Here is a 23,362-nt window from a genome sequence, read left to right as displayed (position 1 = left end):
GTGTCCACCCCTCTCAAGCCCTTCACGAAGAACCGACTGACGAATACCGGGTACGCAGCTCCGCCTTGAGCACCTTGCCGGCGGGGCCGCGCGGCAGCGCCTCCGAGAACACCACGTGCTTGGGCACCTTGTGCGCGGGCAGCGACTCGCGGCAGAAGCGCCGCAGCTCGTCCTCCCTCACCTCGGCGCCCGCGCGCAGCACCACCACGGCGCAGGCCGCCTCGCCGCCCAGCGCGTCCGGTACGCCGACGACGGCCACCTCCTGCACGGCGGGGTGGCGCGCCAGCTGGTGCTCCAGCTCCACCGGGCTCACCCGGTGGCCATTCACCTTGAGGATTTCCTTCGCGCGGCCCACCAGGAAGAAGAAGCCGTCCGCGTCGCGCCAGGCCAGGTCGCCCGTCCACAGCCAGCCGTCGCGCAGCACGGTGGCCGTCTCCTCCGGCGCGTCCAGGTAGCCCGGCGTGACGTTGGCCCCGCGCGCCACCAGGTGTCCCGTCTCGCCCACGGGCAGCGGCGCGCCGTCCTCGGCCACCACGCGCAGCTCCACGCCCGGAATCGCGACGCCGATGGAGCCCGCCTTCTGCTCGGCGTAGCGGGGCGGCAGGTAGCTCAGCCGCGCGGTGGCCTCCGTCTGGCCGTACATGACGTACAGCTCCGCGGGGCGGAAGGCCTCGCGCGTCCAGCGGAGGGTGTCCGGCGCCATGCCGCCACCTGCCTGGGTGACGTAGCGCAGCTTCAGGGCGGGCAACGGCTCCGTGCTGGCCTGCCGCTTCAGCAGCTCGAAGGTGATGGGTACGCCGGCGAAGCCCGTGCTGCCCTCGGCGGCCATGGCCTCCAGCACCACGCGCGGGTACATGAAGCGCGGCTCCAGGAACACGGAGGCCCCGACGAGCAGGTGCGTCTGGAGCACGCTCTTCCCGTAGCAGTAGTGCAGCGGGAGGATGAGGTGCGCCCGGTCGGCGGGCGTCAGGGCCAGGTACTCGACGATGGAGCGCGTGTTGGCCGCGATGTTGCCGAACGTCTGGATGACGCCCCGGGGCGTCCCCGTGCTGCCGGACGTGTAGACGATGGAGGCGGGCGCATCCGGCGCAGTGGGCGGCAGGGCCTCCAGCGGCGGGGCCTTCACCTCCGGGTCCAGCGCGCCGTCTTCCTGGAGCCAGGTGCAGACGGAAGGTGACAGCACCTGGAGCATGCGCTCCGGCGGCCGTGCGGAGTGGACGACGTACAGGTGGCCCAGGCCGGGCTTGCCCGCCCACCGGCGCGCGTCCTGTCCGAAGAGGAAGGCATGGCGCGCGCGCGTCTGCGCGAGGATGGCGTCCAGCGACGCCGCGCCGGACTCGCGGTCCAGCTCCACCGCGCACGCACCCAGTGCCTGCACCGCCAGGCCCGCCACGACGGCTGCCGGACCGAGGGGCAGGGCGATGACGACCTTGTCTCCCGGTGACACGCCTGCGTCGTGCAGGTGGCCGGCGAGGGCGCGCATCCGCGCCGCGAGCTGCGCGTAAGTCAGTCGCACCCATGGGGAGTCCACAGCGGGCGCGTCGGGCGTGCGCCCGGCGTGGCCGAGCACCCAGGCGGGTGATGAGTCGGGCGCGCTCATGCGGTCTCCAACGCCCGCGCGTCCACGGACGGGGAGGGAGGAAAGCGGGGCTGGAATGAGTCCTGGCCGCTCATGCGGTCTCCATCACCACCGCGTCCACGTGCTCCGAGGGCGGGGGCTTGGGCTGGAGGAAGTGGTGGGCCAGCAGCTGCGTGGAGGCGATGGCGAAGAGGGCCATGGTGTCCGCCTCGCTCTCCGCGGCATTGGGCGCGCGCAGCTTGGCCACCAGCCGCTCCGCCTTGCGCGCGTCGAAGACGCCCACCCTGGCCACGGCCTCGGGCGCGAGCAGCTCCCGGGCCCAGGCCGGTGCGTCGGGCCCCACCAGCGCTCCGGCGATGGGCGCGCGGTAGGGGAACTTGCTGCGCTCCAGGATGGAGGCGGGCACCTTGCCCCGGGCGAAGCGCTTGAGCAGGTGCTTCTCGTCCAGGCCCTTCAGGCGCAGCCGCTCCGGCACGCGCGCGGCGAACTCCATCACCGCCGTGTCCAGGAAGGGGAAGCGCCCCTCCACCGCGTTGCCCAGGAGCATGCGGTCGCCCTGTGCGGACAGCAGATAGCCGGACAGCAGCGTCTTCGCCTCCAGGTACTGCGCGCGCGCCAGCGGCCGCCAGCGGGCCACGTGCTCCGGCACCGACTGGAGCACCGACGCCACCGGGTCCTCGTCCGCCACGCGCGCGGCGAACTCCGGCGCGAGGAAGCGCAAGATGCGGCCGCTGTTGGACCAGCGCACCAGGTGCGAGAAGGCCAGGCCCCCGGGCGCGTCCAGCCCCAGGCCGAAGAACTCGCGCAGGAGCTCCACGTTCTGCTGGCTCACCGACAGGGTGGGGTACAGCTTCCGCAACAGCAGCGGCCGGGACTTCGACTCCGGGTGGCGGGCCCAGAACTGCCGGACCTTGGTCTCCTTGAAGAGGTCGTAGCCGAGGAACATCTCGTCCGAGCCCTCCCCGGTGAGGACCACCCGGATGCCGTTGTCCCGCACCCACCGGCTCAGGCGCAGGAAGGGCGCGGGCGCCGAGCGCATCATCGCCTGCTCGGCGTGGAAGATGACGCCGGGCACCAGCGAGCCGATGTCGCCATCGCCCAGCTCCACCACGTGGTGCTGCGTGCGCAGCTCCTCCGCGACGGTGGCCTGGTGCTGGCGCTCGTCGAAGCGCGCGTGCGCGAAGCCCACGGAGAACGTGCGCAGCGTGCCGCCCAGCTGCTCCTGCGCCAGCGCGCACAGGAGGCTGGAGTCCAGCCCGCCCGACAGGTACGCCGCCACCGGCACGTCCGCGCGCAGCCGCAGGCGCACCGCGCGCTCCAGCACCGCGCCCAGCTCCTCCAGCAGCTTCGGTTCGTCCGCGGCCTCCGGCGTCACGCCGAAGTCCAGGTCCCAGTACCGGAACACCTCCAGCTTCCCGTCCCGGAAGCAGGCCGAGTGCGCCGGGGGCAGCAGGCTGACGCCCTCGAACGAGGTGCGCGGCGCCACCGGCGCCCAGAGCTGGAAGGTCTGCTTGAGGCCCCGCGCGTCCAGCGCCGGTGTCACCAGCCCGCCCGCGAAGAAGACCTTCGCCTCCGAGCCGAACGCCAGCTGCCCGCCGGGCAGGTGCGCGTAGTACAGCGGGCAGATGCCGACGCGGTCTCTGGACAGCCAGAGCGCCCCGTCCCGCGGGTCCCACAGCGCGAAGGCCCACTGGCCCTCGAAGCGGCGCACACAGTCGATGCCCCACGCGAGGAACGCGGCGAGGATGACCTCCGTGTCCGAGCGCGTGCGGAAGGTGTAGCGGCCGGAGAGCTGCTCCCGCAGCTCCACGTGGTTGAAGATCTCCCCGTTGAAGACGACGGTGAGCCCCGTTGCCGCATCCCGCATGGGCTGGTGGCCGCCCTCCAGGTCGACGATGGACAGCCGCGTGTGGCCCAGGCCCACGCCGTCCATCACCCGGGCCCGCTGTGCGTCCGGGCCCCGGTGCTGGAGGCTGGCGGTCATCCGGCGCAGCCGCCCGGCGGCCTCCCGCCGTGCCTCCGTGGCGCCACTTCCCCGAGGGAAGGTGAAACCCGCGATGCCACACATGGCTGTCTCTCAGCCCGCCTGCGGGAGGCGCGCCTGCTGCTTGCGCTCGACGAAGGCGACGACGCGCGACAGCGAGTCCAGGTTCTCCGGCACCAGCTCGCGGTCCTCCAGCTTGAGGCCGAAGTCCTGCTCCAGGAACGCCACCAGCTCCATCATGCCCGTGGAGTCGATGAGGCCCTTGCGGAGGAAGGAGTCGTCGTCACCGAACTCGTCTACGAAGAAGGTGTCGACGATGAAGCTGCGGATGCGCTCACGAGTGCTCATGGAATCAATCCTGTCGGGGTACCGGGTGAAGGGGAAAGACGCCCAGTCCAGGTGAAGACGTCCTGGGCGAGAAGGCTTACGGCGTCAGGCGCCCGGCTCGCGGGCCACCAACTCCAGGCTCATGTTCCGGGCGGGGTTGCCCATGGCGAGCGAGTCCGGGGGCACGTCCTGCGTGACGATGCTCCCGGCGGACACCACCGAGCGCGCCCCCACGCGGACCCCGGGCATGATGATGGCGCCATGGGCCACCCAGACGTCGTCCTCGATGACGATGGGCGCGGTGCGGTGCCCGTCGCGGTCGGCGATGCGCACGAACGAAGCGAGCATGCACCGGGCCCCCAGCTCCACCCGCTCCCACGCCTCCAGGGACACCCCGTAGTTGAAGGTGGTGTCGGCGCCGATGACGAGCCGGGCGCCGGGGTGGCAGGTGAGCGAGGTGGCCATCATCCCCTTCGCGAAGGTGAGCCGGTCTCCCAGCTCCAGGGCGCCCTCGTTCTTGACGACGACGGGGCCATAGGCGGCCACGTTGCGGCCGAGGGACGGCAACCCCCGGAAGAGCCAGTGCGCCCGCGCCACGGCCAGCACGCGCTCGGCGCGGGGCTCCAGGGAGTCGCGCAGCTCGTGGAACCGCGTCAGCCACTCCGACACGGGCGGGGCGGGAAGTCGCGCGTTCATCCGGCCACCTCCTTGCGGAGCACGCGCGCCGGCGAGCCTCCCACCGTCACGCCCGGGGGAATCCGGCGGGAAATCACCGTCCCGGGGGCCACGGTGGTGCCCTTCTGCACGTGCGAGCCCGGCAGGAGGATGGCGCGGCTGCCCACCGTCACGCCCTCCTCGATGACCAGGGGCACGGAGGGCGGCCGTTCGTGCCGGTTGCCGCGCAGCGGGTGGTGCTGGTTGTCCAGCACCTTGCAGAAGGCGCCCAGCCTCGCGCCCGTGCCCACGGTGATGGACTGGAGGGCCTCCAGGGAGGCGCCGCCCTCGATGGCGACGTCATCTCCCAGGACGATGCTGCCGCCCTGCATCGCGTGCAGCTCGATGGGCGCCACGCGCCCGTCCAGCACCACGCGGTCTCCCAGGCGGATTTCGCCGGGGCCGTGAATCCACACGCGGCCGAGCACCGTGGGGGCAGCCCCCACGGACTGGCAGCGCCGCAACTTCATCCGGGTGAGCAGCGTGCCCAGCCCGCGCGACAGGGGAAGGGTGTGCGGGCTCATGTCACGGGGTGTTCAGGACAGCGGGAATGGGAGGCTGCACCGCGGGCGCGGGCAGGGTGGACAGGAAGCCGAGGAACTCCCTGGCGATGCGCTGCTGCCCGGCGGCGTTCAGGTGCCCGCCATCATCCGAGTACGCCGGCACCATGGCCGGCCACGTCTGCCCGTTGAGCTCGTACGTCTCCGCCGTGCCTTCTGGCGTGGTGGACTCCAGCGCCGCCAGGTCGAACAGCGGCTCCTTGCCGCCGTACGTCTTGCGCAGCAGCTGGTTGAACGTCTCCCGCTGCACGTTCTCCGCGATTCCCCACACCGGCCGGCCCAGCAGCTCCTTCACCCACGCCTTGGCGCCGCGCTGCACGGTGGTCAGCGGCACGGTGAGGTGCACGAAGGTGGTGTGCGGGTGGCGCGCCTTCAGTCCCTCCATCGTCGCGCGGTACTTCTCGAACACCGCGCGGGTGTCCGTGGCTCCGTTGAAGTCGATGTAGCAGAACTTCATGAAGGCGACGTCCGCCCCCTTCCCGAGCCCGCCGTCCATCAGCCGCTCGAAGTCGGCGATCTTCGTCTCGGGCTTGAGGTTCTCCCCCACCATGGCGTGGGCAATCGTGCCCGGCGCCAGCGGCACCGTGGGGTCCTTCACCTCCACGATGCGCGGCGCGGGGCCCTGCTGGCCGGCCGTCACCTGCTTCACGCCGTCGAGGATGTTTCCGCCCACCGACTGGTGTCCGAAGAAGATGCGCTGCTGCGCCAGCTTCTCCAGCGACACGCCCGCCGCGGAGGACGTCGGCGGCGCCGCGTGTGCAGCGCCGTGCAGGGCCATGAGCATGATGGCTGGCAGCACCAGCGCGCTCAGCCGCACCACAAAGGTCCAGTCGAAGTGCATGCAGACACTTAGACCCGACAGTCGCCGAGCGTCAAAGGCCCAACAGTCCTACCCTCCGCGAAGAATGCGGTAACCCCGCATAGGCCTTGGGGTGGGGCGAAAACCACCCTGCTCGCCAGGTGGGAAGGCAGGCGGGCAGGGCGGAGGAGGTGCGGCCCGCTCCGGGCTACTCCGAGCGGAGGGAGATGGAGGGCGACACGCGGCTGGCGCGGAGCGCGGGCAGCCAGCTCGCCAGGAGCGACACACCGCCGAGCACCACGGTGACACCGATGAAGATGGTCGGCTCGCTGGCGTCCACGCCGTACAGCAGCGAGGCCAGCAGCCGCGTGACGCCGAACGCGGCCAGCAGGCCCACTCCCACGCCCATGGCCGTCAGCTTCAGGCCCTGGCCCATCACCAGGCGCAGCACCTGCCGCGGATGCGCGCCCAGTGCCAGGCGGATGCCCAGCTCGCGCGTGCGCTGGCCCACCGTGTACGCCATGACGCCGTAGACGCCCACGCCCGCCAGCACCACCGCCAGCAGCGCGAAGGCCGTCAGCAGCCGCACCGTCGCCAGGGGGCGCAGCAGTTGCCGCTCCACCCGCGCCGCGAAGGGCGCCAGGTCATAGACGGGCTGCTCCGCGTCCACCGCCTTCACCTCCTGGCGCACCGCCGTCACCAGGGCCGCCACCGCGGCCTCCTGCGTGTTGCGGGAGCGCAGCAGCAGCGACACGCCGGGGAGGGGGAGCTGTGCCAGGGGCAGGTACACCTCCGGGCGGGTCGGCACGGTGAGCCTGTCATGGCGCACGTCCGCCACCACCCCGACGATTTCGCGGAACGCGGTGTCCCCGTTCCAGTCCAGCTTCACCCTGCGGCCCAGGGGCTCGCCACCGGCGACGTAGGCGCGGACGAAGGCCTCGTTGACGATGAGGACAGGCGCGCCCTTCTCCCCGTCTTGCGGACCGAAGGCGCGCCCCTGGCGCACGGCGATGCGCATGGCGCGGAAGTAGTCCGGGCTGGCCACCCGGTACTCGGCGATGCGCAGGTCCCCGGGCTGCGCGGTGTCTCCCTCGAGGACGAAGTCCCCGCTGGTGTAGCTGCCGCCCAGGGGCGCGTCGTTGACCATGCCCACCGCCTCCACACCCGGCAGCGCCTGGAGCCGGCCCAGCAGCGCGTCATGGAAGGACCGCCGGAGCGCCGGGTCCGTGTACTTCGTCCCTGGCAGGGACAGCCGGGCGCTCAGCAGGCCATCCATGTCGAAGCCCAGGTCCACCGCCTGCACGTTGCGCAGCGTGCGCACCATGAGCCCGGTGCCCACCAGCAGCACCAGCGCCAGGGCCAGCTGCACCATGACGAGTCCATTGCGCAGCGGGTGGCTGGAGCGCGCCCCGGTGGCGCTGCCCGACTGCTTGAGCAGGGGCAGCACGTCCATGCCGGAGGTGTGCAGCGCGGGCGCCAGGCCGAAGAGCAGCCCCGCGCCCACCGACAGCGCCACGCTGAAGGCCATGGCCGGCGCGCTCAGCTCCACCGGCGTCAGCCGCAGCATGTTGGCGGGCAGCAGGGTGCGCACCAGCTCCAGGCCCCACAGCACCAGCAGCATGCCCAGCGCGCCGCCGAAGAGGGACAGCAGCACGCTCTCCGCCAGCGCCTGCTGCACGCGCCGGCGGCGGCTGGCCCCCAGCGCCGCGCGGATGGCCCCGTCCCGCTGCCGCGCCAGCGCCCGCACCAGCATGAGGTTGGCCACGTTGGCGCAGGCGATGAGCAGCACGAAGGCCACCGCGCCCCACAGCGTCCACAGCAGGGGGCGCGTGTTGGAGGTGAGCTCGTCCTGCCACAGGCGCGGCGTCACGGTGTGCGGCTTCTGGCCGGCTTCCGAGCGGTCGATGGCCGCGGCCACCCGCAGCAGGTCCTCCCGCGCCGCCTCCAGCGAGAGCCCCGGGGCCAGCCGCGCCAGCACGGACAGGTAGTGGTGGCCGTGGTCCTGCGCGTCCAGCCAGTGCGGCACCCACACCTCCGCCTCGTCGGCGAAGTCCGGGAAGGAGAAGTCCTCCGGCAGCACCCCCACCACGGTGTGGGTCCGCCCGTCCAGCACCACCGTGCGCCCCACCGCGTCCGCCGCGCCGCCCAGCGCCCGCTTCCAGAAGCCGTGGCTCACCACCACCGTGGACGCGGCGTTGCCCGGCTGCGCGTCGTCCTCCGCGAAGTCGCGGCCCTGGGCCGGCTTCACGCCCAGCGTCGCGAAGAAGTCCGGCGTGACGCGGCCTCCGCGCACGCGCTCCGGGGCGTCCCCGCCCGTGCGGTTGAGGTCCGTGCGCGCATACCCCGCCAGCCGGACGAAGCCCTTGCCGTGCTCACGCCAGCCCAGCAGCTCCGGCGACGACACGGAGGCGGTGTCCGTGCCCTCCTGGTTGCACCAGATGCGCACCAGCTGGCTGGCCTCGGGGAAGGGCAGGGGCCGCAGCAGCATGGCGTGGATGGCGCTGAAGAGGACGGTGTTCGCGCCAATGGCCAGCGCGAGCGTGATTCCAGCGGCCAGCGTGAAGCCGGGGGTGCGCATCAGGGTGCGCAGCGCGTAGCGGAAGTCCTGGCGGAGGGAGTCCATGGCGTGCCCCTAAGCGAAGCACATGCCAACCCCGGGGCCGAAGCAACCCCAGGGGGTTGCATGCGCGCTCCGCCCGCGCGCGCCCGGAGGCTTCACGGAAGCGGGATGAAGCGTCCCGGAAACGGACACCGGACACCGCCGGGCTTGGAGCCGTGGCCGGGTGCCCGGTGCCCGTCACCGAGGGCGGCCGGCGCGCGGGGAGGGGCGCGCGTGCCGGCCGCCATGACGCGGGTCAGTTCACGTGCCAGCGCGCGGCAATCTCCTCGCACGCGAGCAGCACGTCGTTCATCCGCCGCTGCTGGGCGCGGGGCGCGAGGAACAGCCGGCCCGCGAACACGTCGAAGACGCCCACCAGGCGCGGGTCCACCGGGCCGCGCTGCTCCAGCCGCTGCTCGGCGTAGCGGTGCAGCACGGTGGCGATGTACTGCCCCGCGCGCTCATCCAGCGGCGTGTGCTTGGAGAAGTAGAGCTTCAGCAGGCCGGAGCGCATCTGCCCCTGCGCGTCCACGCTGCGCAGCAGCACCTCCGGGCGCACGCTGATGGCCACGCCGGACAGCTCCAGCGGCGGCAGCTCCGCGTCCGCGGGGCTGGCAATGGCCTTGCTGGCCAGGCCTTCCGAGGCGACGAGGCAGCGCTGCAGGGCCTCGGCGCACAGCGCCAGGCGGTGCGCGTCGAAGTCCGACTCCGGCATGGCGTTCAGCAGCCGACGCTGGTGGTAGCGCAGGATGACCTCGTCGCGGCCCTCGCAGAGGAACTCGACGATGGCCTGCGCCGCGGCGGGGTAGCGCAGGTACTGCGGGTCCACCGGGTGCTTCTGTCCGTGGATGATGCGCTTGCGGAGCGACGGCGTCGCGGTGAGGTACTGGCCCAGCTTGTTGACGGAGACGCGCGGGTTCTCGCGAGGAGTGGTCGTGGTCATGGTCGTGGTCGTGGACATGGCGGCCTTCCTTTCGGCTTCGTTGATGAAAGGAGACTACCGGAGGGGTCTGACATTCCCTCGGTGGGCCGGCTGCGGGGGCGGGGGGCTCCGGCTCCACCCCGGAAGGTAGGATTCGGCCCCCTCCACCCGCCGCGGAGGGCGCCTTCCCGGCGCCGTTCATGGCGCATTGCATTGTGCGGACGGCTGACAGTCTCTGCCTGTGCTTTGTACTTTTCGTTGTCCACCCCCGTCCTTACCTTGCGCCGCGAATGGTTCCGAAGAGGGACCTCGACCCTTCGGGCGCGGCAGGCGGCGCGCCCCCACGCGAAGCACGGAGGCGGTGTCATGGTGGAGACGGCTGAGAACCCGCTGGGCCTGGACGGATTCGAGTTCGTGGAGTTCACGAGCCCCGCGCCGGAGGTGATGGTCAGGCTGCTGGAGCGGCTGGGGTTCACCGCGTACTCCAAGCACCCGAGCAAGGACCTGGTCCGCTACAAGCAGGGCGGCATCAACCTGCTCATCAACCGCGAGACGACGGGCCAGGTCGCCGAGTTCCGCGCGGCCCACGGCCCCTCGGCCAACGGCATGGCCTTCCGCGTGGGCAATGCCCGGCGGGCCTACGAGATGGCCCTGGAGCGCGGCGCCCGCGCGGCGGACCCCTCCCGGGGCGCGCTGGGCGAGGGCTCCTATGTCCTGGAGGGCATCGGCGGCAGCCTGCTCTATCTCGTCGACCGCCACGGGGCGAAGGGCTCGCTCTATGACTCCTGGGTGAAGATTCCCGGCGCGGACGAGGCCGAGGCCCGCAACAGCGTGGGCCTGGAGTCGCTGGACCACCTGACGCACAACGTGCGCCGCGGCCAGATGCGCACCTGGTCGGCCTTCTACAGCCGCATCTTCGGCTTCGCCGAGCAGAAGTACTTCGACATCAAGGGCCAGGCCACGGGCCTGTTCAGCCAGGCGATGATTGCCCCGGACCGCAACATCCGGATTCCGCTGAACGAGAGCCAGGACGACAAGTCGCAGATTGAAGAGTTCATCCGCCAGTACAACGGCGAGGGCATCCAGCACCTGGCGCTCACCACGCGCGACATCTACGGCACCGTGGAGCGGCTGCGCGAGCGCGGCGTGGCCCTGCAGGACACCATCGAGACCTACTACGACCTCGTCGACAAGCGCATCCCCAACCACGGCGAGGACCTGGCGCGGATGCGGAAGAACCGCATCCTCATCGACGGCAACGAGCAGGAGGGGCTGCTGCTGCAGATCTTCACCGAGAACCTCTTCGGGCCCATCTTCTTCGAGATCATCCAACGCAAGGGCAACGAGGGGTTCGGTAACGGGAACTTCCAGGCGCTCTTCGAGTCCATCGAGCTTGACCAGATCCGCCGCGGCGTGATCAAGGTCGACACGAAGCGCTAGGCCCTCTCGGAGCCGCGGAGGACGCACCCAGTGACGACCGACACGCAGGCCGGGACCACTCCCAGGAGCACCCTGAAGATGGCCCCCGGCGGCTACCTCTCCGGCTTCGGCAACGAGTTCGCGACGGAGGCCGTCCCCGGCGCGCTCCCCGAAGGGCAGAACTCGCCGCAGCGGGCGCCCTTCGGGCTCTACCCGGAGCAGCTCTCCGGCGCCGCCTTCACCGCCCCGCGCCGGGAGAACCGGCGCTCGTGGCTCTACCGCATCCGGCCCAGCGCCAACCACCCCGCGTACCAGCCCCACCCGCAGGGGCTGCTGCGCAGCGGCCCCTTCGACGAGGTGCCCGTCTCGCCCAACCGGCTGCGGTGGGACCCGCGGCCGCCCCCGGCGCAGCCCACGGACTTCATCGAGGGGCTCAGCACCTACGGCGGCAACGGCGACCCGGCGACGGGCGCGGGCATCAGCATCCACCTGTACGCCGCCAACCGGTCCATGACGGACAAGGTGTTCTACGACGCGGACGGCGAGCTGCTCATCGTCCCGGGCGCCGGGAAGCTGCGCCTCGTGACGGAGCTGGGCGTGCTGGACGTGGCGCCGGGCGAAATCGCGGTGGTGCCGCGCGGCGTGCGCTTCCGGGCCGAGCTGCCGGACGGGCAGGCCTCCGGCTACGTCTGTGAGAACCACGGCGCCTTCTTCCGGCTGCCGGACCTGGGCCCCATCGGGGCGAACGGCCTGGCCAACCCGCGCGACTTCCTGACGCCCGTGGCGGCCTACGAGGACGTGGACCGGCCCACCCTGGTGGTGCAGAAGTTCCTGGGGCGGCTGTGGGAGTCCCGGTTCGACCACTCGCCGCTGGACGTGGTCGCCTGGCACGGCAACCTCGCCCCGTACAAGTACGACCTGTCCCGGTTCAACACCATCAACACGGTGAGCTTCGACCACCCGGACCCGTCCATCTTCACGGTGCTCACGTCGCCGAGCGAGCTTCCGGGCACGGCCAACTGCGACTTCGTCATCTTCCCGCCGCGCTGGATGGTGGCCGAGCACACCTTCCGGCCACCCTGGTTCCACCGCAACGTGATGAGCGAGTTCATGGGCCTGGTGCACGGCGTCTACGACGCCAAGGCCGGTGGCTTCGCGCCGGGCGGGGCCTCGCTGCACAACTGCATGAGCGGCCACGGGCCGGACCAGGCCAGCTACGAGCAGGCCATCCACGCGGACCTGAAGCCGCACAAGCTTAAGGACACGCTGGCCTTCATGTTCGAGTCGCGCTGGGTCATCCGGCCGACGCGCTCCGCCATGGAGAGCCCGACGCTGCAGTCCGACTACGACCACTGCTGGTCCGGCTTCCAGAAGGCGAAGCTGCCCTGAGGCGCGCGCCGTGAAGGTCTGGACGACGCCGCCGGACGTGCGGCTGTTGCCGGTGTCCGCGCTCGAGGACCCTGGCGCGCGCAACCTGGTGCTGCAGATAGGCGACGCGTACTTCCACGGCTTCCTGGTGCGCGTGGGCGACGAGGTCCACGGCTACGTGGACCGCTGTCCCCATGCGGGCCTGCCGCTGGCGCAGAAGCTGGACGGGTACCTCACGCCGGACAGGTCGCTCATCGCCTGCTCCTGGCATGGCGCCCTCTTCCAGCCGAAGGACGGGCTGTGCGTGGGAGGCCCCTGCGCGGGCGCCCGGCTCACGCCCTGGCCCGTGCGGGTGGAGGACGGGGTGGTGTTCACCGCCTGAAGCGCGAAGGGCCCGCCCGGACAGACGTCCCGGACGGGCCCTCCTGTGTCACGTCACAGCGCCTTGACTAGTGCAGCGTCAGGCTGGCCGTGCGCTCCTCGCCCCGGAGCGCGCCCACCCGCGTGTAGAACAGCGACACGCGGCTGATGCTGCCGGCCGCCTCGGTCCACAGCTGCGTGGCGCTGGTGCTCGCGAGGTTGAACTGCATGCCCAGGCGATACAGCGTCACCGGCTGGCCGAAGATGTGGCCGTTGAACGTCCCGCTGATGCTGGACGAGTACGAGTTGTGCATCATGGTGGCGTCACCCGTGGCGCCCAGCACGCCAATCACGTCTCCAGCGTTGACCTGGACGAAGGTCCGCAGCACCTGGCCCGACGGCTGGCCGACGGAGCGGAACAGCGACGTGAAGGAGTCGGTGGTGGTGGAGTAGGCGGGCGGCGTCACGCCGGGGCTGAAGCGCACCACCTGGACGTTCTGCAGCGCGTGGCCGGCCTCGTTGGGCACCTGCACACCGGTGAGGATGAAGCTGGTGGGCGCGGTGAACCACAGGCCGCGCGTGAAGGTTGCGCCGCTGAAGGTGCTGCTGAAGGGCGGCGCCGGCACCTGGTTGTTGGTGGTGTAGAGCATCCGGACGCGGGAGATGGCCCCCGACGAGTTGAACAGCTCCCGGGCCGTGTTGCTGGCCAGATTGTACTGCATGCCCAGGCGGTTCAGCGTCACGGGCTGGCCGTTGATGTGCGTCACGTACGTGCCGCTGTTGCCGGTGGAGTACGAGTTGTACATGTTCGTGGCGTCACCCGTGGCGCCCAGGATGCCGATGACGTCACCGGCGAAGACGGGAATCTTCACGGAGATGATCTGCCCGGAGGACACGCCCGCCGCGCGGAACAGCGACGTGAAGGCGTTGGTGGTGGAGGCGAACGTCGGCGGCGTCACGCCCGGGTTGAAGCGCACCACCTCGATGTTCTGCAGCGCGTGGCCAGCCTCGTTGGGGACCTGCAGGCCGGTGATGGTGAACTGGGTGGGCGAGGTGAACCACAGGCCGCGCGTCAGCGTGGGGCTGGTGAAGGTGCTGCCGTAGCTCGGCAGGGTCATCTCCGGGTCGCCCGCGATGATGCGGCCGCCGCTCACCACCAGGCCGTAGTCCGCGTCCACCACGCCCGGCGTCTCCAGGCGCGCGTCCTGGACGAGCTCGTCCGCGAACACGTCCACCCGCCAGATGCCCGCCTGGGGGTTGGCCAGGAAGACGTTCTCCACCGTGTCGACCTTGTTGGACACTCCGCCCGAGGTGGACGTGTTGCCCGCCGTCAGGCCGTTGTTGCCCCAGTACACGACGCCCGAGGGCGACGTCACACGCAGCGACAGGTCGTTGATGCGCGCCTGGGCGGCGCCCACGGTGCCCATCGGGTCGGTGTAGACCATGGTGACGTTCAGCTCGGTCTGCCCCGCGGCGACGCTGACGTTGTAGCCCTTGACCCCCAGCGGGGCGAGCACGTCCGTCTCGTTGATGATGCTGGTGACGGACGCGCGGTCCAGCAGGCGCTTCACGTCGGAGGTGCCCCAGCCCTGCTTGTTGCGGTCGATGTCCGCGTTGCTGCCGCCCGCCAGCCAGTTGTAGCGGTGCGCCATGTTGATCATCAGCGCCTTGGCGGTGGCCATCTGCGGCCGGCTGGCGAAGACGTCCGCGCCGCCGCCGTGGCCGGACCACACGCCGTTGTGCCACATCTGGAACAGCAGGCCGAAGTGGCCCGCCGTCTGCGGCGTCGCGGAGCTGGTGCCGCCGAACTCGGTGTAGTTGGCGTTCCCCGAGCCGGTGGCCGAGTGGATCATGTCGTAGAAGTACGACAGGTCCGGCTTGATGCGGCCGTCCGCCGCGGGGCCGATGCTGCCGCTGAAGCTCCACACGTCATCCGTCCGGCTGACGGTGTCGTTGTGGTAGAAGGCGCCCACCGAGACGATGTTCTTCGCCCACGCCTGCGGCCGCGAGCTGCGGCTGCCCGCGTTGCTCTGCGACTGCGTGCTGAGGATGGGGTGCTTGAAGAGGTAGTCATCCACCTCGGCGGAGATGGTGGTGTACGACGTCGTCAGGGCGCTGCCCACGCTCGACGTCTGGAACACGGCGCGGTACGGGCCGTTCGGGTCCGTCAGCTCCTGGTTGATGGTGTAGCGGGAGATGGCGCCGCCGAACTGGGAGGACTCGTTGTAGCGGAAGAAGATGCCCTGGCCGCTGGGAATCATTCCGCGCGCGTTGGCCACCGTGCCCCGGCCGAAGATGTTGCTGTAGACGGACGTGCCGTGGAGGCCGCCCGTGGTCCCCGTGCTGTGGATGATGGGCGTGTGGGGCCACTCCTGGTGGGTGGGGAGCAGCTCGGTGTCGAAGATTTCTCCGCGCACCCCCTGGCCCGTCCAGCCCTTCAGCGTCTCCAGGTGGTTGGCGCCGCCCAGCTCGCGGACGGCGTTCATGTCCGTCTCACCGGGTCCGCCCCACCGGTCGATGAACTGCACCTCGTTGGCGCGCACCACCTGCTGGAGCTGCTCCTGGGTGAGCGTCGCCTCGACGCGCAGGCCGCCGTCCTCGATGAGGGCGACCTTGCCGCCCACGCGCTCCACCAGCCTGGCCACGGCGTCCTGGCGGCCACGGCCGCCCTCGCCCAGCATGATGGAGTAGCGCTGCGTCTCCGGCAGGCGCGGCGCCACGCCCATCAGGGAGTCACGCAGCTCGCGCTCCAGGCGGTACTCGGGGTGGTAGTCACCAATCCAGCGCACGTAGCCGAGCTGCGCCACGCGCGACTTCACGTCCCGGTTCATCTCCACCAGGTAGGTGTGGTCGGTGAGGAAGCGCAGCACCTTGCCGCCCGCGGCCTCGATGGCCTCGCGGAACTCGGGCATGGGCGCGGCCAGGAACTGCACCAGGTGCAGCTGGTTGCCCGCGTCCGCGGACAGGATGCCCGTGCGCAGGGGCTCGGGCGTGCGCAGCGGGTCGAACTGCGACTCCTGGAGGCGGACCTGGTACGTCGTCTCCTGCACGCGGCCGACGGGCAGCAGCCCGCCGCGGCTGAAGGCGTAGTGCGACTTCTGGGTGCCGTCCGCCTGCTGCTCGTCCCACGTATAGAGCTGGAGCGAGGAGCCGGACACGTCGATGGTGCGCAGGCCGCGCACGGGCCGGTCGGTGCGATGGAAGGTGAGGCCCTCGCTGGTGGTCAGGGCATAGCGGCCATGGGACACCGGGGCGATGCCACGGCTCGGCCCGTCTTCAGCGGGGGTGGACCGACCCAGGTCGACGACGCGCGCGGGCGCCAGCGCGGAGGTGCGTGTGGCCAGCATCTCCTCGGCGGGACGCGCGTCGGCGGAGGACTTGTCCGCCGCAAAGACAGGCAGCGGCGCCAGCAGGCTGGTGCCGAGGATGGAGAGGGCCAGCGGACGCAGCGGGTCCGTCAGCCATGAGAACGGGGTTCGCATGTCTTGAGTACTCCTTGGTTGTGGTTTGGCTCGAGCGTCCGTCTTCGACGCCCCCCCTCATGCCCGTGCCGGCACACCCCCTGCGTGGTTGGCTTTGCACGCGAAGGATGTGAGTCCCACACCCGGGCCGTCGTGACGGGCCACACGCATCTCCCCCAGGCAAAATCACAACGTCTCGGAAGCCAAATCTTCACGGGATAATGCGAAAAATCTTTCAATCCACGGGCACACATCCACCGTCACGCCATGGGCGCGGGGGAGGGGAAGGGGTGGGGTGAAAGTGCCTCAGGCGCCGAGCGCGGTGGCGGGCGGTGCCACGGGCTCGGAGGGGGCCACGAGGGACTGCTGTTCCCAGGCGCGGCTGCGCCAGCGGAGCCACATGGTGATGCCGCGCACCCACTCGTCGGCGGCGACGGCGAGCCACACGCCGCCCAGCCCGAGGTCGAGCTTGAAGACGAGGTAGTAGCCCAGGGGCAGGCTCATGCAGACCATGGACAGGATGCCCATGTAGACGGTGAAGGTGGCGTCACCGGCGGCCCGCAGCGCGTTGATGAGGACGAGGTTGAAGGCCCGGCCCGTCTCCAGGAGGAGGCCCAGGACGATGACCTGGGACGTCACGCGGAGGATGTCGCCATTGTCGGTGAACAGGCTGACGAGCCGCTCGCGCACGAGGATGACGGCCACGTCCACCCCGACGGTGAGGGCCAGGCCCCACTTCAGGCTCTGCAGGGCGCGGCGGTACGCCTCGTCCGCGCGGTGGGCGCCCACCAGCCGCCCCACGACGATGGCGGTGCCCATGCCGATGGCCAGGCTGCCCAGGAAGACATACTGGGAGATGGAGTGCGCGTACTGCCGCGAGGCCAGGGCGACGGGGCCGAGGAAGGTGACGTAGTACAGGAACACCGTCTGGCAGGCCTGGTAGGTGAGCTGCTCGAAGGCGGAGGGCAGGCCCACCTTGAGAATCTTGCGGACGTAGTCCTTCGACAGCGTCACGTAGTCGCGGAGCACCATCCGGACGGGCATGACGCGGTAGAGCACCCAGACGAAGACGCCGAGCGCGACGGCGCGGCTGACCACGGTGGAGACGGCGGCGCCAGCCACGCCCAGCGCCGGCAGGCCCAGGTGGCCGAAGATGAGCACGGCATTGCCGGCCACGTGCAGCACGTTCATCCCCAGGGAGACGAACATCGACTCCTTGGTAAAGCCATACGTGCGGATGAGGCTGGCGAAGACGTTGATGAGCGCCTGGAGGAAGAGGAACCCGCCCACGACGTGCAGGTACGTGCGCGCGTGCGCGAGCACCGGGCCCTGGAGGTTCATCCCGCCGAGGATGCGGTCCCCGAACAGCAGCAGGCCCGCGCTGACGGCGAGGCCCAGGCCCAGGTTCAGGGTGATTGAGAGCGCGGCGATGCGCGCCGCCTCCTCCGTGCGCCGGGCGCCGAGGTACTGGGCGACGACGATGGCCGCGCCGTTGCCGATGACCTCCATGATGAGGATGCAGATGAAGACATACTGGTTGACGACGCCCACCGCGGAGACGGCGTCATCCGACACGCCGCTGAGCATCAGCGTGTCCGCGGTCCCCATCATCATGAAGAGCAGCAGCTCCAGGAAGATGGGCCACGTCAGCCGGAACAGCCCCAGGTGCGGTTGCGCGTGTGTGTCGTGCGGCGAGGGCGACGGTGCTGCGACTTCCATGCACCGGCGTCTCGCATGCCGGTGGCGGCGCGTCGAGTGACAATCCGCGTCACCCCGGGCGCCTGCTCACTGCTCCACGGGTGTGTCTTCGCGCACTCCCGGTTGATTGGAGTCTCAACGATGCGGCGGGAGCAGGGGGGCTTTTCCGCCGTCACTCCGTGGCGCTGAGTCCGAAAATCTGCCGCAGCCTTCCGAGGATGCGGCCCACCTCGGCGGGGATGGCGTCCGCGCCGCCGCCGCTGGCCTGGGCCAGGGCGCGAAGCTGCGTCCTGCGCTGGGCGAGCAGTGCGGACAGCTGCCGCGCCAGCCCGGGGTACTGCTCGAACAGGCGCGCGAAGGTGGGTCGGTCCACCTCCAGCAGCAGCGAGTCCTCCACCGCCACCACCGTGGCCGAGCGCCGCTCGCCCGTCAGCAGCGACATCTCCCCGAAGAAGCCGCCGCGCCCCAGCCGCGTCACCTCCGCCTGGGCCTTGCCGGCGCGCACGCTGACCTCGCCGGACGCGAGCACGTAGAACGTCCTGCCCTCGTCGCCCTCCTGGATGATGCGCTCGCCCTTGCCGAAGCGCCGCACCAGCACCTCCTGGCGCAGCCGGTCCAGGTCCTCGGTGCCCAGGGGCTGGAAGACGTCCACCGCGCGCAGCAGGCCGCGCACCGTGTCCTCGGACAGCTCCGTGCGCGCCACCTGCTGCCGCACGTGCACCGTGCGCTGCGCGTACGGAATCTCGATGTTCTCCCGCCGCAGCCGGTACCAGAGCCGGGTGTGCAGGTCCTCCTTCACCGCGTCCGCCAGCCCGTAGTCCGCCAGGAAGAAGCGCACCATGTAGCGGATGGCGGACTCGTCGTACGCCAGCGTGCGCGACATGGGCGGCGGCTCCACGAGAATCTGCGGAATCTCCCGCATGACCTCGAGCAGCGCCGTCTTCACCTGGTTGGGCGGCGCGTCGTGCGACAGGCGGATTTCGACGTCCACGCCCACCGGCTCCTGGTCCTGGGAGAAGTTCTGCACCAGCTCCTTGGCCACCATGCTGTTGGGCAGGGTGATGATTTCGCGCCGGAACGTGGACAGCCGGATGGAGCGCCAGCCGATGTACACCACCCGCCCGGAGTGGCTGCCGATGCGGATGAAGTCGCCGACCTCGAAGGGCCTGTCGAGCTGCAGCGACAGCCCCGCGAAGAGGTTGCCCAGCGTCTCCTGGAGCGCCAGGCCCATCACCACCGACAGCACCGCGGACGTCGCCACCAGGCCCGTGAGGTCCAGGGAGAGCTGCGTCTTGAGGATGGGGACGGCCGCCAGCGTGTACAGCGTGAAGTCGATGACGTCCCGGAGAATCTTGGGCGGCGCCACCGACGCGGCCCGCAGCCGCATCAGCTTCAGCCCGAAGGCCACGCCCGTGCGGATGAGCCCGAAGGCGGCCGTCAGCATCCAGCCGACGCGGACGGTCGTCAGCAGCGCCTGGGGCGTCGCCTCCGGCAGCGCCCAGGCCGTCAGCCGCAGCACCAGGAAGGCGACCAGCAGCCGGATGGCCCCGTTCAGGTCCCTCTTCAGGTCCTTGTCGCCCGTACCGGTGCGCACGGCCAGCAGCACCAGCACCAGCAACGCGCCCACGGCCAGGGACAGATTGCTCTGGAGGAAGGGAAGCAAGACCCCCCGAATGTCCCCCGTGGCTTCCATGGGGGTCAAGGCAGCTTGTTGACGGGTGCCGCGCGAGCGGGGATACACCCCTCATGACGCTCGCATCAGTGCTGGGACAGCCGCGCGCGATTGATGCACTCCAGGCGGCACTTCGGGGTGGCGCGGTCCACCATGCGTATCTCTTCGCCGGGCCTGAGGGTGTGGGCAAGGAGCTTGCGGCGGGGGGGCTGGCGCAGGCGCTCACCTGCCCGGAGCAGCCCGACGTGGGCTGCGGTACCTGCGCGAGCTGCACGCGGGTGCTCAAGGGCCTGCACCCCGACGTGACGTGGGTGATGCCGGACGAGGAGCGGGTGTCGCGCGGGCTGGCGGGGCGCTCGGACTTCACGGGCACGCCCAGCCGGGAGCTGCGCGTGGAGCAGATTCGAGGCCTCCAGGAGCGGCTGGCCCTGCGCGGGCTGGAGTCCAAGCGCAAGGTGGCCATCATCGTCTCCGCGCAGACGATGAACGTGCAGGCGCAGAACGCCTTCCTCAAGACGCTGGAGGAGCCGCCCTCGGAGACGACGCTCATCCTGGTGGCCAGCGCCATGGACAAGCTGCTGCCCACCATCCGCAGCCGGTGCAGCAAGGTGCACTTCGGCCCGCTGCCGGCGGAGCTGGTCGCCCAGCGCGTGCAGCAGGAGCGCAAGCTGGACGCGGGCACCGCCGCGCTCGCGGCCGTCATGGCCGGTGGCAGCCTGGGCCGCGCGCTGGCGCTGGATGTGGACGCGCTCGCCCAGCGCAAGGACGTCATCACCGCCTTCGAGGCGCTGACGGGGGAGAACGCGGTGGCCCTGCTGCGCTTCGCGGAGGCGCACGGCGGCTCGCGCGAGGACGCGGAGGGCGCGCTGGAGCTGCTGGTGCTGTGGACGCGCGACGTGGCGCTGTCCCGGGCCGGGCTGGAGGACTCGCTGGCCAACCGGGACATGAAGGACCTGGCTCGCGAGGTGGCCTCGCGCACCTCCGAGGCCACGCTGCACCGGCGACACTCCCTGCTGGAGGGCACGCGCGCGGCGATTGCCCGCAACGGCGCGCCCCGGCTGCAACTGGAGCGCATGCTCATCGAGATGCTCACGGAGGCCGCGCGATGAGCGCCGATATCGACGACGTGCTGGCGGAGGCGAAGGCGGGCAAGGTGGCGCCGCTCTACCTCCTGTGGGGCGAGGAGTTCCTGGTCCGCAAGGGGGCGGACGAGCTGGTGAAGCTGCTGGTGCCGGACGCGGCCATGGGGCTCAACCTGGCCGTGCTGGACGCGGGCAGTCCGCGCGAGGTGGCGCAGGAGCTGGCCACGATGCCGCTGTTCCCCGGGCGCAAGGTGGTCCTGGTGAGGGACCCGGAGTTCCTCGCGCCCAAGAAGGGCAAGGGGGACGCGCTGGGCAAGGCGCGCGAGGCGTGGAAGGCGGGCAAGCGGAAGGAGGGCGCGCGGCGACTGCTGGCGCTCGCGGCGCGCGCGGGCTGGGGCGTGGAGCAGCTGGACCCGGGCAAGTCCGGCGCTCCGTCCGTGGAGCAGTGGAAGGACGAGCTCAACGTGGACCTGGCGGAGGCGGACCTCGCCTTCCTCAAGGAGGCCGCCGCCTTCTGCCGCGAGGAGCGCATCTCCGCGCCCGAAGGGGACACCTCCGCGCTGGTGGAGCTCATCCAGAAGGGTGTGCCGCCCGGCCATGCGCTGGTGATGGCGGCCTCTGAAGTCGACGCCAAGAATCCGCTGGTGAAGCTGGCCCATGACAAGGGGCACGTCGTCGAGCGCAAGGTGGCCGCGCGCCACAAGGACCTGGACCTCTCCGAAATCGCGAAGGAGTTCCTGGCGCCCTTCAAGAAGCGGCTGGGCCCCGGCGCGCTGGACGAGCTCAAGGAGCGCATCGGCGGCAACATCCGCCTGCTCCAGTCGGAGCTGGAGAAGCTGGCCACCTACTCGGAGGGGCCCGCGATTGAAAAGACGGACGTGGCGATGCTGGTCCACCACGCCCGCGAGGAGGAGTTCTTCGAGCTGTCCGAGGCCCTGCAGAAGCGCGACTTCCGGGGCGCGCTGCACTACGCGGAGGACGCGATGGGGCAGGGCACCCACGCGCTGCAGTTGCTGGGCGCGGTGGCGTCCATCGTGAGAAGCCTGCTGGAGAGCCACGAGTGGCTGCACCGCTACGCGGGCGGCACCCCGCCGCGCACGGCGAAGGACGTGGAGGCGCGCGTGCTGCCCCGGCTGGAGGCGGAGCTGAAGGGCACCAAGCGGAAGATGCCCAATGCCTGGGCGCTCACCTTCAGCATGAAGGCCGCCGCCGGCTACGAGCGCCGGGAGCTGCTGGGCGCGCTGGTGGCGTGCGCGGAGGCGGACCTGGCCCTCAAGTCCTCGGCCAGCGGGAAGCTGGTCATCGAGCGGCTGCTGACCACGGTGTGCAAGGGCCTCTGAGCCCCTGACCGGACGGGGGAGGGGCCGCCTGTCCGGCCCACCCCGGAGCGCTTCCGGGTGCATGGAGGCCCGGGCTCGGGTAGAGGAGGCGCGTATGGCGGACAAACGTCGTTTCGACCTCTTCGCGGACTTCCTCGTGTCGCGCTTCGCGGCCCCTCGCGTCTTCGACGTGGCGGGCGGGCAGGGGCGGCTCAATGAGGCGCTGACGAAGCGCGGCCGTGCCGTCACCACGTTCGACTTGCGGCACAAGCACCTGCCCGTCACCTATGCCCAGCGCATCTTCACGCTGGACGAGCCGTGCGAGGCGGAGCTGGTGGTGGGCATGCACCCGGACGGCGCCACCCGCGTCATCATCGAGTACGCCGCGAAGCACGGGCTGCCCTTCGCCGTGGTGCCGTGCTGCTCGGACAACGGGATGCCCTACAACCCGTGGATGCGGCACCTGGCCGAGCTGGCCCGGGCCTCGGGCTTCGCGAAGGTGGAAGAGGTGACGCTGTCCATGGACGGGCGCGCCCGCGTGCTGGTGGGCGAGCCGGCCCCGCGTACCTCGTAGGCGCCCGGCGGACGGGGCTGTCAGCCGGTGGGCGCGAGCAGTCCGGTGACGTCGCGCCACGGGCCCTCGCAGGGGGGCGCGTCCGAGGCCAGGTAGTGGCCCACGCGCCCGGGCGCGAGCGCGACGATGCTGGACGAGCGCGTGCCATACAGGGGCGTGTGGATGCACAGCGCCTGGAGCCGCTGGAGGAAGTCGCGCGGCAGGTCCTCTCCGTCTGCCAGCGGGGGCAGTTGCTCCAGTGCCGGCAGGGTGGGGTCGGCCAGCAGGGCCTTCAGCCCCGCCTCCAGCTCCGGCCAGGGCCGGTGGGCCACCTCCGCCGCCAGCAGCCGGGCCCGCTCCACCTTGGGTATCCCGGGCGCGTTCAGCATGTCGTTGGGCAGCACGTGGATGCCGGGCGGGACGTCTTCCCGTCTCAGCTGCCTGCTCCCCCGGCGGGCGTACGCCGCTCGCAGCACCCGGGCGTCCCCGTAGAGGAGGTTGAAGGGGAGGAACTCGTCGCCGGGGAGGGTGTCCAGGTAGCGGTCGATGGCCTCCACGCTCCCCGCCGCCAGGGCCTTGAGCACGACCTCGCCCCGCGAGCGGGGGGCCGGGCCCTGGCTTCGCCCACCGCGCTGGTTTGTCAGTCCAACGAACACTCCCTCGTTGGTTATACCCATCCACGTGCCGCCACGCTCCACGTCCCGTCCCCCGACGGCGCGAGGGGACTCCAGGAGGACCTGGGGACCGGTGGCGGGGCGGGCGTAGAACTCGTCCCGGTTGGCCGCGAGCACCAGCGGCCATTCAGGGTGGACCTGGCGAATGATGACGATGGTGCACATGCGTATCCGGTCGATAACATCTGCGGCCCCGTGGCGCATTCGTGCTCGCGCCCCTCACGCCGTCGATGACCTCGGCCATCCGAGCGGCTAAGGTCCGCCGCCCTCAG

General features: G+C 71.0%; 18 protein-coding genes. 6 read left to right on the top strand and 12 right to left on the bottom strand.

Annotation, left to right across the window (positions count from 1 at the left end):
* Positions 1–22: 22 nt before the first annotated feature.
* The 8 genes from LXT23_RS27345 to LXT23_RS27310 all read right to left on the bottom strand — a co-directional run bounded on the left by LXT23_RS27345 (position 23) and on the right by LXT23_RS27310 (position 9,523).
* Positions 23–1,600 carry a class I adenylate-forming enzyme family protein gene (locus tag LXT23_RS27345; protein WP_253983261.1) on the bottom strand — a complete coding sequence of 526 codons (1,578 nt, stop codon included), beginning with the start codon at positions 1,598–1,600 and terminating at the stop codon, positions 23–25.
* Positions 1,601–1,670: 70 nt separating this feature from the next.
* Positions 1,671–3,647 carry an asparagine synthase (glutamine-hydrolyzing) gene (gene asnB / locus LXT23_RS27340; RefSeq protein ID WP_253983260.1) on the bottom strand — a complete coding sequence of 659 codons (1,977 nt, stop codon included), beginning with the start codon at positions 3,645–3,647 and terminating at the stop codon, positions 1,671–1,673.
* A 9-nt stretch (positions 3,648–3,656) separates the two neighbouring features.
* A complete protein-coding gene (locus LXT23_RS27335) occupies positions 3,657–3,911 on the bottom strand; it encodes an acyl carrier protein (RefSeq protein WP_253983259.1) in 255 nt (84 codons plus the stop codon).
* 84 nt (positions 3,912–3,995) lie between these two features.
* Entirely contained in the window at positions 3,996–4,586 is a 591-nt protein-coding gene (locus tag LXT23_RS27330) for an acyltransferase (RefSeq protein WP_253983258.1), read from the bottom strand.
* A complete protein-coding gene (locus tag LXT23_RS27325; RefSeq protein ID WP_253983257.1) occupies positions 4,583–5,128 on the bottom strand; it encodes an acyltransferase in 546 nt (181 codons plus the stop codon). Before LXT23_RS27325 ends, LXT23_RS27330 begins: the two co-directional genes overlap by 4 nt.
* Position 5,129: 1 nt before the next feature.
* Entirely contained in the window at positions 5,130–6,005 is an 876-nt protein-coding gene (locus tag LXT23_RS27320) for a hypothetical protein (protein WP_253983256.1), read from the bottom strand.
* 166 nt (positions 6,006–6,171) lie between these two features.
* Complete coding sequence (locus LXT23_RS27315; protein ID WP_253983255.1) at positions 6,172–8,586, bottom strand: ABC transporter permease; 2,415 nt, start codon at positions 8,584–8,586, stop codon at positions 6,172–6,174.
* A 232-nt stretch (positions 8,587–8,818) separates the two neighbouring features.
* Complete coding sequence (locus LXT23_RS27310) at positions 8,819–9,523, bottom strand: hypothetical protein (protein WP_253983254.1); 705 nt, start codon at positions 9,521–9,523, stop codon at positions 8,819–8,821.
* 327 nt (positions 9,524–9,850) lie between these two features.
* On the opposite strand from LXT23_RS27310, the gene hppD reads away from it, so the two are divergent.
* From hppD to LXT23_RS27295, 3 genes are all read left to right on the top strand, one after another.
* Positions 9,851–10,924: a 4-hydroxyphenylpyruvate dioxygenase gene (hppD, locus tag LXT23_RS27305; RefSeq protein ID WP_253983253.1), complete on the top strand. Its 1,074-nt coding sequence runs from the start codon at positions 9,851–9,853 to the stop codon at positions 10,922–10,924.
* A 78-nt stretch (positions 10,925–11,002) separates the two neighbouring features.
* Positions 11,003–12,292 (top strand): homogentisate 1,2-dioxygenase, encoded by a 1,290-nt coding sequence (gene hmgA, locus LXT23_RS27300; RefSeq protein ID WP_253983629.1) that lies wholly within the window; start codon positions 11,003–11,005, stop codon positions 12,290–12,292.
* Positions 12,293–12,302: 10 nt separating this feature from the next.
* Entirely contained in the window at positions 12,303–12,653 is a 351-nt protein-coding gene (locus tag LXT23_RS27295) for a Rieske (2Fe-2S) protein (protein ID WP_253983252.1), read from the top strand.
* A gap of 67 nt (positions 12,654–12,720) precedes the next feature.
* On the opposite strand, the gene LXT23_RS27290 is transcribed toward LXT23_RS27295, so the two are convergent.
* The 3 genes from LXT23_RS27290 to LXT23_RS27280 form a co-directional block, all read right to left on the bottom strand.
* Positions 12,721–16,113 (bottom strand): S8 family serine peptidase, encoded by a 3,393-nt coding sequence (locus LXT23_RS27290; RefSeq protein ID WP_253983251.1) that lies wholly within the window; start codon positions 16,111–16,113, stop codon positions 12,721–12,723.
* A gap of 285 nt (positions 16,114–16,398) precedes the next feature.
* Positions 16,399–17,811, bottom strand: a complete 1,413-nt coding sequence (locus LXT23_RS27285; protein ID WP_253983250.1) for an MATE family efflux transporter — start codon at positions 17,809–17,811, stop codon at positions 16,399–16,401.
* 151 nt (positions 17,812–17,962) lie between these two features.
* On the bottom strand, positions 17,963–19,453 hold the full coding sequence (locus tag LXT23_RS27280) for a mechanosensitive ion channel family protein (protein ID WP_253983249.1): 1,491 nt from the start codon (positions 19,451–19,453) through the stop codon (positions 17,963–17,965).
* Between the two features lie 83 nt (positions 19,454–19,536).
* On the opposite strand from LXT23_RS27280, the gene holB reads away from it, so the two are divergent.
* The 3 genes from holB (at position 19,537) to LXT23_RS27265 (ending at position 22,437) form a co-directional block, all read left to right on the top strand.
* Entirely contained in the window at positions 19,537–20,571 is a 1,035-nt protein-coding gene (gene holB / locus LXT23_RS27275) for a DNA polymerase III subunit delta' (RefSeq protein WP_253983248.1), read from the top strand.
* Positions 20,568–21,884, top strand: a complete 1,317-nt coding sequence (holA, locus tag LXT23_RS27270; RefSeq protein ID WP_253983247.1) for a DNA polymerase III subunit delta — start codon at positions 20,568–20,570, stop codon at positions 21,882–21,884. The genes holB and holA overlap by 4 nt, the downstream gene beginning before the upstream one ends.
* A 94-nt stretch (positions 21,885–21,978) precedes the next feature.
* Positions 21,979–22,437, top strand: coding sequence for a hypothetical protein (locus LXT23_RS27265; protein WP_253983246.1), 459 nt, complete (start codon positions 21,979–21,981; stop codon positions 22,435–22,437).
* A 20-nt stretch (positions 22,438–22,457) separates the two neighbouring features.
* Here LXT23_RS27265 and LXT23_RS27260 read toward each other — a convergent pair whose 3' ends face one another.
* Positions 22,458–23,255 carry an NRDE family protein gene (locus tag LXT23_RS27260; protein WP_253983245.1) on the bottom strand — a complete coding sequence of 266 codons (798 nt, stop codon included), beginning with the start codon at positions 23,253–23,255 and terminating at the stop codon, positions 22,458–22,460.
* Between the last annotated feature and the right edge of the window lie 107 nt (positions 23,256–23,362).

Origin of the sequence: Pyxidicoccus xibeiensis, from assembly GCF_024198175.1 — a bacterium.
GTDB lineage: Bacteria > Myxococcota > Myxococcia > Myxococcales > Myxococcaceae > Myxococcus > Myxococcus xibeiensis.
The sequence above is the reverse complement of the archived record's forward strand: the minus strand, read 5'-3'. Positions and strand labels throughout refer to the sequence as shown.